At 60.4% G+C, this 16,768-nt stretch carries 5 protein-coding genes; 4 read left to right on the forward strand and 1 reads right to left on the reverse strand.

Annotated elements, in window-relative coordinates; genetic code table 11:
• Positions 1–123 precede the first annotated feature (123 nt).
• The 3 genes from ACOYXI_RS26760 (at position 124) to ACOYXI_RS26770 (ending at position 10,846) form a co-directional block, all read left to right on the forward strand.
• Entirely contained in the window at positions 124–8,733 is an 8,610-nt protein-coding gene (locus tag ACOYXI_RS26760) for a retention module-containing protein (protein WP_461675478.1), read from the forward strand.
• 1,241 nt (positions 8,734–9,974) lie between these two features.
• Positions 9,975–10,346 (forward strand): DUF6124 family protein, encoded by a 372-nt coding sequence (locus tag ACOYXI_RS26765; protein ID WP_115987986.1) that lies wholly within the window; start codon positions 9,975–9,977, stop codon positions 10,344–10,346.
• 140 nt (positions 10,347–10,486) lie between these two features.
• On the forward strand, positions 10,487–10,846 hold the full coding sequence (locus ACOYXI_RS26770; RefSeq protein ID WP_461675479.1) for a DUF6124 family protein: 360 nt from the start codon (positions 10,487–10,489) through the stop codon (positions 10,844–10,846).
• A 194-nt stretch (positions 10,847–11,040) separates the two neighbouring features.
• Here the strand turns inward: ACOYXI_RS26770 and ACOYXI_RS26775 are convergent, their stop codons facing one another.
• Positions 11,041–14,196, reverse strand: coding sequence for a hypothetical protein (locus ACOYXI_RS26775; protein WP_461675480.1), 3,156 nt, complete (start codon positions 14,194–14,196; stop codon positions 11,041–11,043).
• Between the two features lie 498 nt (positions 14,197–14,694).
• Between ACOYXI_RS26775 and ACOYXI_RS26780 the strand changes: the two genes are divergently transcribed.
• Positions 14,695–16,644 (forward strand): hypothetical protein, encoded by a 1,950-nt coding sequence (locus ACOYXI_RS26780; RefSeq protein WP_461675481.1) that lies wholly within the window; start codon positions 14,695–14,697, stop codon positions 16,642–16,644.
• Positions 16,645–16,768: the final 124 nt, after the last annotated feature.

Genomic DNA, 16,768 nt, shown 5'->3' on the forward strand with positions numbered 1-16,768 from the left:
TCCTCGTTTGCGCAACCTGCGAAACGAACTGTCGAGGTGCGAGCGTCGCCCCGACAACCCGATTGAGCCATGGGCTGCTTCGCGAACCAGTGCCGACGGTGGTCGGCAGCGGAGGAATTTCACATGGCAACGCTCATCGGGATCGTCACTAAAGTCATTGGTCAGGTTTTTGCGCAGGGCACCGACGGCACTCGCCGCGCCCTGGTCGAGGGCGACCGCTTGTTTGTCGGCGATCAAGTGATCACCGGCGCAGAAGGTGCCGTCGCCATTCATCTGCAAAATGGCCACGAGTTGACCCTGGGCCGCGACAGCAGCATGACCATGTCCGGACAACTGCTGGCCAATCAGGCAGTGCATGTCGATTCCCCTGAAGCACTGACCCCCAGCGAAGCACAACTGACTGACGTCGAGCAGATTCAGAAAGCCATCGCTGCCGGTGAAGACCCGACCAAAGCGGCAGAGGCCACCGCCGCCGGCCCGAATGCACCGGGCGGCGCGCCAGGTGAGTTGGGTGGCGGCCACAGTTTTGTCCTGCTGACGGAAGTCGGTGGGCGCGTGGATCCGGTGATCGGCTTCCCGACCGCCGGTTTCAACGGTATTCCCGAGTTTCCCGAAGAGCGCCATAACGCAGTCATCGACAATGGCGACAACACGCCGATCGTGCCGCCACCGGTCAACAATCTGGTGACCCTCAGTGGCCTCGCCGTGCCTGGCGGTGAGCTGACCCTCAACGAAGCCAACCTGCCTGCCGGCTCCTCGGCCAACCCCGGCGCGCTGACCCAGAGCGGCAGCTTCACGGTGTCGGCACCGGACGGTCTGAACAGCCTGAACATCGGCGGCATCAATGTAATCAGCGCTGGTGTGGCGGCCGGTTTCCCGCAGTCGATCACCACACAACTGGGCAACACCCTGACCATCACCGGGTATAACGCCAGCACCGGCGTGGTCAGCTACAGCTACACCCTCAACGGCAACGATGCCCATCCGGCCGGTGACGGCGCCAACAGCCTCAGTGAACATTTCACGGTGACCGCAAGCGACAGCAATGGCGACAGCGCCACCGGCTCGCTTGACGTCAACATCATTGATGACGTGCCCAAAGCGGCGAATGACAGCAACGCCAACACCGCCTCGGAAACCCAGTTGACCTTGACCGGCAATGTCCTGACCAACGACGTGCAAGGTGCCGACCGTGTGCCCACCGGGCCGGTCACTGCCGGCACTTTCACCGGCACTTTCGGCACGTTGGTGTTGAATGCCAATGGCACGTACACCTACACCCTCAACGCCAGCGACGCGGATTTCAAAGCGCTGCACGGTGGCGGCAATGGCACCGAGACTTTCACCTACACCCTCACCGATTCGGACGGCGATACCAGCACTGCGAATCTGGTTTTGCAGATTCACAACAACGACGATCCGGTGGTGATCAACGGCTTGAACGTTGAGGGTGGCGAGCTGACGGTTTATGAAAAAAACCTCGGCAGCGGTAGCGAGCCGGATGCCAATGCGCTGACCCAGAGTGGCACGTTCACTATCACCGCACTGGATGGCGTTACCACGCTGACCGTCGGCGGTATTGCTGTCGTGACCAATGGCGTGGCAGCAGGCTTCCCGCAATCGGTGACCACACCGTTGGGCAGCACGCTAACCATCACCGGTTTCAATGCCACCACCGGCGTGGTGAGTTACAGCTACACCCTCGATCACAATGACGCGCATCCAACCGCCAATGGCGCAAACAACCTGCCCGAGCAGTTCGCCGTCACCGTGGTCGATGACAACGGCACCACCGCCAACGCAACCCTCGATGTGAACATCATCGACGACCTGCCAAAAGCGGTGAACGACAGCAACGCCAATACCGCTTCAGAAACCAACCTGACCCTCACCGGCAACGTGCTGACCAACGACGTGCAGGGCGCTGACCGCGTACCGACCGGCCCAGTCACCGCCGGGACTTTCACCGGCACTTACGGCACCCTCGAACTGCACACCGACGGCACTTACACCTACACGCTCAACCCAACTGACGCCGACTTCAAAAACCTGCACGGCGGCGGCAATGGCACCGAGAATTTCACCTACACCATCACTGACTCGGATGGCGACACCAGCACTGCGAATCTCGTCTTGCAAATCCACAACAACGACGACCCAGTGGTCATCAGCGGCCTGGACGTGAACGGCGGCGAGCTGACGGTTTACGAAAAAAACCTCAGCACCGGTAGCACTCCGGATGCCAACGCGCTGACACAAAGCGGCACCTTCACCATCACCGCTTTGGACGGTGTTACCACGCTGACAGTGGGTGGCATCGCTGTCGTGACGAATGGCGTGGCGGCAGGCTTCCCACAATCGGTCACTACACCGTTGGGCAGCACGTTGACTATTACTGGTTTCAACGCAGCAACCGGAGTGGTCAGCTACAGCTACACCCTCGATCACAACGATGCGCATCCGACTGCCAATGGCGCCAACTCGCTTTCCGAACAGTTCGGCGTCACGGTGGTCGACGACAATGGCACTACCGCCAACGCAACGCTTGATGTGAATGTGGTCGATGATCTGCCCAAGGCGGTGGATGACAGCAACACTGGCACCGCGTCAGAAACCAATCTGACCCTCACCGGTAACGTCCTGACCAACGACGTGCAAGGCGCCGACCGCGTACCGACCGGCCCAGTGACTGCCGGGACTTTCACCGGCACCTACGGCACCCTGGAACTGCACACCGACGGCACCTACACCTACACGCTGAACACCACCGACGCCGACTTCAAAAACCTGCACGGTGGCGGCAATGGCACCGAAACCTTCACCTACACCATCACCGATTCCGATGGCGATGCCAGCACCGCGACCCTCGTCCTGCAGATCCACAACAACGACGATCCGGTGACCATCAACGGTCTTGATGTAAACGGCGGCGAACTCACCGTTTACGAAAAAAACCTCAGCGATGGCAGCGCCCCGGACTCCACCGCACTGACCCAAAGCGGCACCTTCACCATCACTGCGCTGGACGGCGTGACGACCCTGACCGTCGGTGGCATCGCCGTGGTCACCAACGGTGTAGCCGCAGGCTTCCCGCAATCGGTGACCACACCGCTGGGCAGTACGCTGACCATCACCGGTTTCAACGCCACCACCGGTGTCGTCAGCTACAGCTACACCCTGGTCGACAACGAGGCACACCCAACCGCCAACGGTGCCAACAATCTGCCTGAACAGTTCGCCGTCACCGTGGTGGACGACAACGGCACCACCGCCAACGCAACCCTCGATGTGAACATCATCGACGACCTGCCAAAAGCCGTGAACGACAGCAACGCCAACACCGCGTCGGAAAGTCAGTTGACCCTGACCGGCAACGTCCTCACCAACGACGTGCAGGGCGCCGACCGCGTACCCACCGGCCCGGTCACCGCCGGTACGTTCACTGGCACCTATGGCACGCTGGAACTGCACACCGACGGCACTTACACCTACACGCTGAACACCAACGACGCCGACTTCAAAAACCTGCACGGCGGCGGCAACGGCACGGAAAATTTCACCTACACCCTCACTGACTCGGACGGCGATACCAGCACTGCGAATCTCGTCCTGCAGATCCACAACAACGACGATCCGGTGACCCTCAACGGTCTCGACGTGAATGGTGGCGAACTCACGGTCTATGAGAAAAACCTCAGCGACGGCACCAGTCCCGATGCATCGGCGCTGACTCAGAGCGGTACCTTCACCGTGACCGCGCTCGACGGTCTGCAAACCCTGACCGTGGGCGGCATCAACGTCGTCACCGGTGGTGTGGCCGCAGGCTTCCCGCAATCAACCGTCACGCCGTTGGGCAGCACGCTGACCATCACCGGCTACAACCCGGCGACCGGCGTGGTCAGCTACAGCTACACCCTGGTCGATAACGAAACCCATCCGAACGGCAACGGCGCCAACAGCATTACCGAGAATTTCAACGTGGTGGCGACTGACACCGATGGCAGCACCGCCAGCGGCCAGATCAACGTCAACATCATTGATGACTTGCCGAGCGCGCACGCCGATTCCGCCTCGGTGGCGGAGGGCGGCACCGTCAGCGGCAACGTGCTCGACAATGACATCGGCGGCGCCGACGGCCCGGCGGTGACCGGCGCGGTGGTCGGTGTGCGCGCCGGCTCCGACACCTCGACCTCGGCCATCGGCGGCCTCAACAGCAACATCAATGGCAGCTACGGTTACCTGACGCTGGACACCAACGGCAACGCGGTCTATCACAGCAACCCCAATGCCGTGAACGGCCCCGGCGCGGTGGATGTGTTCACCTACACCGTGCGCGACTCCGATGGCGATGAAAGCACCACCACCATCACCATCGATGTCGCCAACAGCAAGCTGTATGCGACCAGCGACACCGACGTCACCGTCTACGAAAAAGCCCTCGACCTGACCAAGGACGGCGCCGATCTGGCCCCGGGTACGGTCATCGGCAGCGACCCGACCAATACGGGCGAAACCGCCTCCGGCACACTGGTCGGTTCGGTCACCGGTGCGGTCGGCGCCATCAGCTATGCGCTGGTCGGCAGTGCCACCGGCAACTACGGGCAGATCGTGCTCAACCCCAACGGCACTTACACCTACACACTGACCTCGCCGGCGACCACCACACCGCATGCCGACGACGGGGCCAACACCCTGACTGAAACCTTCACCTATCAGGCCACCGATTCGCTGGGCAATGTGGTCACCAGCACCATCGTCGTCAGCATCGTCGATGACGTGCCCAAAGCCCTCAACGACAGCAACGCCACCAGTGCCTCGGAAACCCAGCTGACCCTGACCGGCAACGTGCTGACTAACGACGTGCAAGGCGCGGACGTGGTCGCCACCGGACCGAATGCCGGGCCGATCACTGCCGGTACGTTCACCGGGACTTACGGCACGCTGGTGCTCAATGCCAACGGCACTTACACCTACACGCTTAACCCGGCTGACGCCGATTTCAAGGCGCTGCACGGCGGTGGAAACGGCACCGAGACATTCACCTACACGCTCACCGATGCCGACGGCGATACCAGCACCGCCAACCTGGTGCTGAACATCCACAACAACGACGATCCGGTGGTGCTCAACGGCCTCGACGTCAATGGCGGCGAACTCACCGTCTACGAGAAAAACCTCAGTGACGGCACCAGCCCCGATACTCCGGCGCTGACCCAGAGCGGTACGTTCACCGTCACGGCCCTGGATGGCCTGCAAACCCTCACTGTCGGTGGCATTGTCGTCGTGACCAACGGGGTCGCCGCAGGCTTCCCGCAATCGGTGGTGTCGCCGCTGGGCAGTACGTTCACCGTCACCGGTTACAACCCGGCGACCGGCGTGGTCAGTTACAGCTATACCCTGGTGGATAACGAAGCGCACCCGACCGGCAACGGCGCCAACAGCCTCACCGAAAACTTCAACGTGGTCGCGACTGACACCGACGGCAGCACCGCCAGCGGCCAGATCAACGTCAACATCATCGATGACCTGCCGACCGCCAAGGCCGACACCGGCTCGGTGGCGGAGGGCGGCACGGTCAATATCAGCGTGCTCGGCAACGACGTCACTGGCGCCGATGGCGCAGCGGCAGGCGGGGCAGTGGTCGGCGTGCGCGCCGGCAGCAACACCGCGACCTCGGCCATCGGCGGCCTCAACAGCAACATCAACGGCGCCTACGGCTACCTGACCCTGGACGCGGCGGGCAACGCCATCTACCACAGCAATCCGAACTCGGTGAGCCCACCGGGCGCCACCGACACCTTCACCTACACCATCCGCGACGGCGACGGTGACGAAAGCACCACCACCATCACCATCAACGTTGCCGACAGCAAACTGATTGCGTCGGTCGATCAGGACGTGACGGTCTACGAAAAAGCCCTCGACCTGAGCAAGGACGGCCAGGACCTGGCCCCCGGCACGGTCACCGGCAGCGACCCGACCAACACCGGCGAAACCGCCACCGGCACACTGGTCGGTGCGGTCACCGGCGGCAGCGGGGCGCTCACCTACACCCTGGTCGGCAGCGCCACCGGCACTTATGGGCAGATCCAGCTCAACGCCGACGGCACTTACACTTACACCCTGACCTCGGCACCGAAAACCACGCCGAACGCCAACGACGGCGCCAACACCCTGAGCGAAAGTTTTACCTACAAAGCCACCGATGCGCTGGGCAACAGCACCACCAGCACGATTGTAGTCAACATCGTCGATGACGTGCCCAAAGCCGTGGCGTCGGATCGTTCGGTGGCGGCGGTGGAAATCGATTCCAACCTGCTGATCGTCCTCGACATCTCCGGCAGCATGGTCGACCCGTCCGGCGTGCCGGGCCTGTCGCGACTGGATCTGGCGAAACAGGCGATCAGTGCCTTGCTCGACAAATACGACGACCTCGGCGATGTGAAGGTGCAACTCGTCACCTTCAGCAGCAGCGCCACCGACAGGACCTCGGTATGGGTTGACGTGGCGACCGCCAAATCGCTGCTCGCCGGTCTCACGGCGGGTGGCGGTACCAACTACGACGCGGCCGTGGCAACGATGCAGACCGCGTTCAACACCTCGGGCAAACTCACCGGGGCGCAGAACGTCGGTTACTTCTTCTCCGACGGCAAACCGACCACTGGCCAGGAAATCGGCACCGCCGATGAGACCGCACTCAAAGCCTTCCTCGATGCCAACAACATCAAGAACTACGCGATCGGTCTGGGCAGCGGCGTGAGCAACGCCAACCTCGATCCGCTGGCCTATGACGGCATCAGCCACACCAACACCAACGCGGTGGTGGTCACCGACCTCAATCAGCTCAACTCGGTGCTGTCGGGCACCGTCGAAGGCGCCCCGGTCACCGGTTCGCTGCTGGGCGAGGGCGGTACGTTCGGCGCCGATGGCGGCTTCATCAAATCGATCGTGGTCGACGGCACCACCTACACCTATGACCCGCGCGCCAACAGCGGCCAGGGTTCGTTGACCGCATCCGGCGGCACCAACCACGGCACGTTCAACACCGTGAACAACACGATCAGCATCGCCACCAACAACAGCGGCACGCTGGTGATCAACCTCGACACCGGTGACTACAGCTACACCTCGCAGAAAACCACAACCACGGTGATCACCGAGAACATCGGTTTCACCCTCAGCGACAACGACGGCGACCTCGCCAGCTCGACGCTGACCGTGAAAGTGATCCCCAACTCGCCACCGGTGGCGACGGACGACCACGTCATCACCAACGTGCTGTCGAGCAACATCACCGTGCCGGGCGAACTGTTGCTGGCCAACGACACCGATCCGGACGGCGACACGCTCAACGCCTCGCCGACCAGCTTCAACACCGGATGGGTGGCCAAGGGCGCGGACTTCACCGGCACTGGCGCGATCAACTTCGCCGGCACCGGCAACACCGCCGCCAACCAGAACCTGGCCGACGTACGCGCTGCGTTCGCCGCCAACACCGCAGCGATGACCGCCGTGCTGGTGGTCAGCGGTTACCTCGGTGCGGTGACCAGCGCCAATGCCAACGATGAAGACTTGATCACCGTCAAACTGAAACAGGGCGAAACGCTGAACCTGGATCACAACCTCGCGGCCGGCCACGTCACCATGGAGTACTCGGTCAACGGCGGCGCGTTCGTCAGCATCGCCGATGGCGGCACCATCACTGCCGGTGCCGATGGCACCTACCAGATCCACGTGACCAACATCAGCAACACCAGCGGCAGCAATCCGACGGCAGCGGAAAACTATCAACTGACCATGACGGTCAACTACGCCGGCGCCCACGACGTGACGCCGGATTTCCACGGCACCTACACCGCCAATGACAACCATGGCGGCAGCGACACGGCCAACGTCAGCATCACCTATCAGGATGGCCACACCCTCACCGGCACTGCCGGGGATGACATTCTGGTGGCGGGCACCGGCAACAACATCCTCAATGGCGGCGACGGCAACGACGTACTGACCGCCGGTTCCGGCAACAACGAGATGCACGGCGGCGCGGGCAACGACTTGCTCTACAGCGGCCCGGGCAACGACATTCTCGACGGCGGCACCGGCATCGACACGGTCAGCTATGCCCACGCCACCGCCGGGGTCACGGTCAACCTCGGCCTGCTCGGTGCGCAAAACACCATCGGCGCCGGCACCGACACGATCAGCAACATCGAAAATCTGGTCGGCTCGAACTTCAACGACACCCTGACCGGCGACAACAATAACAACGTGATCAACGGCGGCCTGGGTAACGACATCCTCAACGGTGGCGGCGGCGATGACCTGCTGATCGGCGGCATGGGCAACAACACCCTGACTGGCGGGGCAGGCGCGGATACCTTCCAGTACCTCAAGGGCAACAGTGGCCACGACACCATCACCGATTTCACCCCCGGCACCGACAAGCTCGACCTGTCGCAACTGCTGCAAGGTGAAAACGGCACCACCGCGTCGCTCGACGACTACCTGCACTTCACCGTCACCGGCAGCGGCGCCTCGGTGCTCACCAGCATCGACGTCAGCGCCATGGCCGGCGCCACGCCGAACCAGACCATCGACCTGGCCGGCGTCAACCTCGCCAGCCACTACGGCGTGACCCCGGGGGCGGGTGGGGTGGTAGCCGGCGGGCACGACACGGCGACGATCATCAGCGGCATGCTCAATGATCATTCGCTGAAAGTGGACACGGTGTGATCAAGGCCTGAAACGACAAAACCCGCCGCCCCGAGCCGTCGGGACGGCGGGTTTTGTCTGTCTGGAGAACTGCGTTGCCAGTGAGTCAGCCTTCGCGAGCAAGCTCGCTCCCACATTGGATTTAGGGTACTCAGCATTTGTGAACAACAAGGCTACCCTGTGGGAGCGGGCTTGCTCGCGAAAGCGGCCTCCCAACTGATCAATCCCCAACTGAATGCACTCAGTCAAATGGTGGGAGCTGGCTTGCCAGCGATGGCGGCCTCCCAGCCGACCAACCTCCCACCTGAATGCACGCATTCCAACTGTGGGAGCGAGCCTGCTCGCGAAAGCGGCCTCCCAGCCGACCAACCTCCCACCTGAATGCACGCATTCCAACTGTGGGAGCGAGCCTGCTCGCGAAAGCGGCCTCCCAGCCGACCAATCCCCAACTGAATGCACTCGGTCAAATTGTGGGAGCTGGCTTGCCAGCGATGGCGGCCTACCAGCCGACCAATCCCCACCTGAATGCACGCATTCCAACTGTGGGAGCGGGCTTGCTCGCGAAAGCGGCCTCCCAGCCGACCAACCTCCCACCTGAATGCACGCATTCCAACTGTGGGAGCGAGCCTGCTCGCGAAAGCGGCTCCCAGCCGACCAATCCCCAACTGAATGTACACACTCCAACTGTGGGAGCTGGCTTGCCAACGATGGCGGCCTCCCAGCCGACCAACCTCCCACCTGAATGCACGCATTCCAACTGTGGGAGCGAGCTTGCTCGCGAAAGCGGCCTCCCAGCTGACCAATCCCCAACTGAATGCACTCGGTCAAATTGTGGGAGCTGGCTTGCCAGCGATGGCGGCCTACCAGACAAAATCAAAACAACAGAGCAAACCCCGCAAATAAACATCACCCCGCAACCGCGTTTAAAGTACACGAACCGTTACGCCATACCGGCTACAACGCCTTGCGCCGTTACCTACGCGTACGCCAGAATCCGCCGGCTTACACGGCTATGGGGCGGGCTATATCGTATCCCTGTCACTGAAAATCAGTGATCGGGTTTGGTAGCCCGTTTCATTACAGTCGTGCGCCACATTACAGATCCGTTTTTGGGACTCTGCTTTATGGTGGCCATGCGTGGGGTTCCTTCGGGAGCGCCGGGTTTACTGTTTTGACCGGTCTACCAACCCACAAATGGCCGCCACCCTTCGTTTGGTAGCGAGAGTGATGGCTCCTCACTTATTCAAAACAGCGAGTCACCTATGTTCAAAGCCACACCCAACCCCCCGGACACCTCGATCCCGTACGACCCGGCCCTCGACCCGCAGAAGATAAAAGCGGCAACCGACCGCGCCATCAACTTCTACCTCAACCCCGGCGCCCTGAAGATCTCGATCCCTTCAACCTCGTCATGCAAGGCGAACAGAATCTTCCTCATCGACCCCACCGTGGACGAAGAAACCTTGCTCGTCGAAGCCTGCGAGTCATTAGCCGCCGCCAGTGACATGGCGCGCGATATCGGCGACTCCATCGACAACCCACAGCGCCGGGCCATGCTGATGCTGCATCAGGTGATCATGCTCAGTGAACTGATGGTCAACCGGGTACTGGACGGCCGCCGCGTGCCGAACTAACTGCCCGGTCCCCTGTAGGAGCTGCCGCAGGCTGCGATCTTTTGATTTTGCTTCTAATAAACAAGATCAAAAGATCGCAGCCTTCGGCAGCTCCTACAGGTCATCATCCTTTCAAAGTGCCTCGATCGGAGTTCCATCTGATGCCCGAACCCAAGCCCAATCCGCCAATCACAGACCCGGTTTCACCCTACGAATCCCTCAACTCCAGAAAGCTCCACGAAGCCGCCGAACGCGCCCTCGACCACTACCTCGCGCCCGCAAACATCATGGCAACGCCGTACACCCCCAGCAGCATGTTCATGGTCAACCCGCAAACCGACACCGAATCCCTGCTGGCCAACGCCTGCGAGTCCCTGGCCTCGGCCACGGTCATGCTCGGCGATTTCGCCGGCACGCTGGAGGGGCCGAGTCGTAATACGGTGTTGGGCATTGCGCAAGTGGTGATGCTGGGGGAGTTGGCGGTGAATCAGGTGCTGGATAACGTGGTGCCCAAGGAATAGGCGTTGACAGTTCTGGCCTCTTCGCGAGCAAGCCCGCTCCCACAGTGGATCTGCGTTGGTCACTGGTTAAGTGCCCGGCAAGATCCATTGCATGAGCGAGCCTGCTCGCGATTGCCATCAGATAAATCCCTATCCTTATCCGTTGTATTCAGATTGTCCTGAGTAGGTGGCTGTTGCGGGGTATCAAGCCCGGATTACCTGATGCCGTACCCGTTTGCCGTGTCGCCTCCAAAACCCAGATCTCTTAAAGCCTTCGTTTCTCCTGTGGCCGGATAAATCGCCCAGCGTTTGCCAGTGCCGGCCGAATCAGCCGCCCAGCACCATGCACTTTCTGTCGCTAAGCACGCATAGGTGCTGATATATGAATGCCACTCCGCCAAGGACGGAATTCGCCCACCCTGATTAGCCGCCGCATTGCTGCATTGGGTATAGGTATTGAACGCGCCGGTTCCGAAGATTCGATACACATTCGAGACTGAAACAGGGTAGGACACCGTCTGGTTTGCACTATCTCGAACCGTAACGACAGCGGTACCGTTGCCTTTGGAAATCACCCGACCATTGGTGATATTCACTTCTGCGGCCGCTGAGTTGCTTGATGAGTATTGATAGGGTGGGACGCCCCCACTTGCCTGCCTGTCGACAAAACTGCCACCCGGAGGATTTGTGGGGGTGTGATCGGACCGGAAAATCCAGCCGCCAAGCGATACAGGCTCGGTATTGATAACCAGAGCAAGAGCCGCTTTGATCGTGTAAGTGCGCACAGGGAAGACCACTGCCTCGCTCTCATCCGTGCTCTTGCCGAACGCGGCTTTGAACTCCATGGTCAGCGGGCTGCCATCTTTGAGGTTTCTCAAACCTGCAAAGGCGATGCTCCGCTCGTAATAACCTTGAGTGATCCATTGGTCGCTGACATATGAGCCTGGTGCTTTATGGATCTCAAGGTTGTAGTTGCTGCCATCAGCGTTCGTCCCTTTCAGACGCAGCCAGACATATTGGCCTGTGGCGATCAACGGCCAGACGCCCATGCGATAGGTGGCATTAGCGGTCAATTTACTCACATCGAACTGTGAACCGGCGCCGTTGTTGTCGGCGTCCATGATCACCGGCAGGATCAAGCTTGAGCCCGGCAGGGTGCCGACATTCAACAACAGCGGCAACGAGGTCCGGGGCACAGCGTTGCGGGTCACGGTGTACGTCACGGTGACGGTTTTGCCCAGGTTGAATGCCAGCACGGTGACCGGCAGTTCGATTGTCAGCGTGGTTTCACTGATGGGTCTTGCCGGGGTAGTGTGCGAGCCGCCGGCGGCAGTGCCGGGTGCGCCGGTCCAGGTCACGCTGAGCAGATCGCTGGGCAGCAAGTCTTGCGAATCGATGTTGACGGTCAGGGCTTCCACGGCCTTGATCGGCTGCAAGGTAGTGCCATCGGCCTCGGCCTGCTGAACCTTCGGCCGGGTCAGCAGCACGGCTTCGCCGACAGTGAAATTCAACGTCCGCGAGTAGCTGACACGTTCCGGCGTGGTGCCTGCCGCCACCCTGAGGATTTCATACATCGCGTCCACAGTGCCGCCGCGATTGGGTTCGATGTGGGTCTGGACGAAGGTCGGGTTCAGGGTGAAATCGATGGCTCTACCGGCATTGAGCGAATTGATCGGCACCGAGTCGCTGGTCTTGCCGGTTTTCGAACCGCGCCAGGTATAGGTGACCTTGTCTCCCGCTTTGGTGGGTTCGGCGGCAGCCGGGGCGGTCAGTTTGCTCGAACCGCCGGGCAGGTCCTTAGGCTCGAGTGTTCCGCCGGCTTCACCGAGGACGATGGGCGCGACCAGTTCCAGCAGCGGTTCACCCACCCGCAACAGAGCATGGTGCAGTGATTCGCGTTGAATGATGCCTCCATCGCTGCCCTCGGCCATCAGCACGTAGAACAAATCCAGCGTACCGCCCTCGATGGCTTTGAGGTGTTTGCCTTCGACGATGATCGGGATCGGTTCTTTGTCGTCGATATCGCCCTTGCTAAGGGTGCGCCAGTCCAGTTCCGGGTCGTAGACGCTGAAATCCTGGCGGGTGCCGACCCAGCGCAGAACGATGACCATGCCCACCTGCATCATCGGATCAAAGGGGATGAAGGCGGTGGTGTTAACCAGATCAGGGTCGAGTGCCCCTTGTTGCGCATCCACGGCAATCGGCGCGAGCAGGCGTCGGGTTTCTCCGATGATACTGACGAAGCGCCCCTTGGAGGGGCGATCATCAGACCCGCTGCGTTCCACGCGATAACTGAACACGGCCTGGGTTTTGGCCAGCAAACGTATGTCGGCGCTTGGCAGGGCCAATTCGTAGATGTTGCCCACGCTGGTGAGTGGCTCGCCGCGGACTTCAACGCTGATCGGTTCGCCATCCAGCGTGGTGCCCTTGCCCAGGCCGATGATCACATCACCGATCCGGAAGTCGGGTGCGTCGACCAATACCTGCAAGGTCAGCGGCGCATCTCCCAGTTTGTCCATGTCCACAACGCTATTGAAGGCCTCTTTGACCATGGGAGGCGACAGGCGCGTGTTGCCGGTATCGACGGCAATCCCCACTGCGGCGCACCAGTCTTCGGAGCGGTTGTCGACAATGTCGTGTACTTCAAAGGCTACGGCCAGGCTGTCGGTATCGCCGGCTTCGAGGATGGTGGCCTTGTCGACATGGATGACCAGTGGATGGCCTTGCGGGTCATCGATGTGATCCTGGGTCACCCGTGGCGAATACAAAAACCAGCCGCCCCAGGTCAATTTGCAGCGGTCACCCTTGGCCATGTTGGGGTAGGGCAACAGACTGCTACTGCCGGGTTTGGCCTTGATGATGATGTCGAGGCCGGTTTCGGCGGTTGCCTTGTCCACGCCATCGTTGATGATCCGCGGATCGATGTACATGTTCAGCTCGGAATGCCCCGGGTCACTGCCGTTTTCATCCTTGCCGCCGGGTTGCTCGAGTTTGACGAAGATATCGACCGGAGGCAGCGAAGTTTCCGGAGACTGGCTGAATACCTTGACCCGATATTGCAGCGTATAGGCCCCGGTCGCGAACTTCCGGGGCGGGACATACAGGGTGACACGCTCGCCGACATCCTCTGGCTTGACGATGGTGGTCTGGTCGACCTGAACACCGTCGAGCAGCAGCTCGATGTGGTCACCTAAACCCATAAGTTGCCAAGGTGGACAATAGACTTTCAGCCCCTTGTCGGGCGCCAGCAACTGCGCGGCGGCAATATTGATCCCCCACACCCCCCCCTCCAGGGCCGGCTGCGTACGGTCGGGTATTTCCAGTTGCCGCAGAGTCTCGGGGGGCGGGAGGCGAGGGGGCTGAATAGGCATGCTGAAGACTCCAGGGCGTGGGAAGCAAAGGCTCTGGGTTATTTAGGGGCAGGTGGCGAGCGTTGGCTACTGTCAGAAATTACAGGTGAGGAGGTATTTGCGATGAACGGTCGTGAGGCGGGGTTTGCATGCCTGAAACTGCTTCCCAGTAGGCGTTGCCGCAGGGTAGTCGACTCTGCGGTGAACCCCAACCTATGGCGAGGGAGTCTGCTCCCGCTGGGTCGCGCGGCGAGTTCATCCCCCATTCTGCTCAACAAAAATGCAGCCTCACGCTGAGCTGACTGTTCAGTTATTTCCAGCGACTTCCCGACAAACGGTAAGCAAACCTAGTATTTCTGACAGTAGTCAGCTTTTTCCGCCAGGCATCTAATTGGGTCACAAACGTTCCACGCCATCGTCAGTCAACGGCCCGTTTTATCTTCACGACTGCCCTGCGCGAGAACACTGTCCGCTCAATTGCCGTGGAGTTTCGCAATGGTGCCCCCAGAAGAGTCGTCGATGGATCCGCAACACGCACGCGGCGATGACGAACCAAGTCTTGTGGTTATTCCAGAACCGATTGTTCCGGATATCCTGAAAGACGAAGAGGGTAATGAGAGCCCGGACGGGCTATTACCTCGCGATGTATTGAGTCGCGATTTGAAAATCACGATTCCGGCGTGGGACTTCTCGACAGAGCCGGAATTCGTAAAAGACGTCGTGTTGGTGGGCTTCAGGCGACGGGGGCTTCCCTTTGATGACGACACGGCGGGGGTGTTCCCGTTCGATATTCCCATTGATCCGGGTGACAAGATTGTTTCGGTGCCTCAAAGGGACCTGGCATCTGGCGTTTACGACCTGTCGTACAAGCTCAAGATTGGTGGCAACGACGCGGAATCGCTGAAAAAAACCATCACCGTCGATAGAGTGCCGCCGGATGACGGCCAGGAACCGGCGATGCTGGAACTGCTGGATCTTGTGGGCGACATCACCGATGACTATTTGGACGAGCACGGTCAGGTTCGTTTCAAAGTACGCCTCTATCTGGACGTGAAGGCCCGTGACCGGGCGATTTATTACTGGACGGACACCAACACGCCACCGGACTTCGAAACCGAAATCCGCGAGCAGGCGTTCAGTCAGTTGGATATCGATAACGATCAACTCATCATCACCGTCTACGCAGACGAAATTCGCTTGCGCGGTCATGGGCAGCGATACATCTATTATCGCTTGCGCGACTGGGCCGGAAACCGTGGACCGCGCTCGCGGCCGCTGCCTGTGTTCGTCGATCTGACCCCGGGGGTGCCCATTCACAAGCCTCCGCGCATCCCCCTGTCGGACAGAGGCTTGATCGATCGTCAGCACGCCCGGGAGGGGGCGGTCAACCAAGGGGCGGTAACGGTCGAAATCGATGCCTATGACAATCCGTTGAGCGGCGATCAGGTACTGCTGGACTGGGATGGCACTGTTCTGCCGCCGCAGGATGTCGACCCGGCCAACTTTCCTTGCGTGATCCCTGTGCCGTGGAGTGCGCTCACAGCCAAGGGGCTGGGTCCGGTGAATGCTCGTGTCACTTACCGCGTGCGCACAAGGGGCGCCGATAGCAAACCATCAATAGAAACCCTGGTATCGGTGAACCTGACGGTGGCAGGCCAGGATCACGCCAATGCGCCGGCGTTGTTGAACCCCAAGCTTGCCTTGCTGGAGATCTACGGCGCCAAATCCAAGGTGCTGAACACATTGCTTACCGAAGATTTCGGCGAGGACGCCGACGGCTTCCTGACGTTGTTCGACGCACCTGAACGAGGACACACGATCGAAGTTTATTGGGGGAGCATCAGTACGCCCGTGGCGCAATACATCGTCCAGAGCGGTGACGTTGCCGGCAAGAGAGTGCCGTTCAATATTCCATGGGCGGTCATTGACCAGGACCGGCTGAACCCGGCGTTGCCGGTTCATTACACCACCAGCAATGGCGTCAACCAGCAGTTGGCGCCATTCACGCCCGTCAAGGTGTCGATCATCATTATCGAAGGTCTCCAAGAGCCTTCGTTCCCTGACGCTGGCATCAGTGGGACGCTTGACTGCTGTGCGAAACCGCGTCTCTGGGAGCGGGTGCGCGTGAGGATTGAAGGCAACCCGGTGTTTGACGAGAAGGACATCGTGACGTTGTTCTGGCAGGGATGCGCGGGACCGAATGGCACCACGCCCATTCCCAAGGCCGCGGACCGGTTCTCGACCACCTTGAGTGCGGATCAGGCAAGAAACGGTTTTGAAGTGCATGTGACCGATTACGAAAGATTGATAGCGCCGATGCAAAACCGGGGTTCGGCGTTATGTCATTACACCTTGAAAAAGTTTACGGGTGGACGGGGTGTTTCAAAAAAAGATTTCGTGATTATCAATCGAACCATGGCCAGTGGTGCAGTGTGCTCACCCACTAATGAAACCTGTACGGAACCGTAACGGGTAATTGATTAATTAAAGTGCATTAGCCGTTTTTAGTCGGGACAGTCACGAGTATTTATTCGTGGCTGACAGAGAGTGTTGTGCCCGCATTTTGGGCGTTAGTTGATTGACAAAATTCCGG

This window comes from Pseudomonas sp. G3-19, assembly GCF_054855875.1.

Bases quoted from the DNA above. Each gene is read 5' to 3' on its own strand.
- ACOYXI_RS26770 (WP_461675479.1), top strand. From the start codon at position 10,487: ATGCCCGAACCCAAGCCCAATCCGCCAATCACAGACCCGGTTTCACCC.
- ACOYXI_RS26775 (WP_461675480.1), bottom strand. From the start codon at position 14,196: ATGCCTATTCAGCCCCCTCGCCTCCCGCCCCCCGAGACTCTGCGGCAA.
- ACOYXI_RS26765 (WP_115987986.1), top strand. From the start codon at position 9,975: ATGTTCAAAGCCACACCCAACCCCCCGGACACCTCGATCCCGTACGAC.
- ACOYXI_RS26760 (WP_461675478.1), top strand. From the start codon at position 124: ATGGCAACGCTCATCGGGATCGTCACTAAAGTCATTGGTCAGGTTTTT.
- ACOYXI_RS26780 (WP_461675481.1), top strand. From the start codon at position 14,695: ATGGATCCGCAACACGCACGCGGCGATGACGAACCAAGTCTTGTGGTT.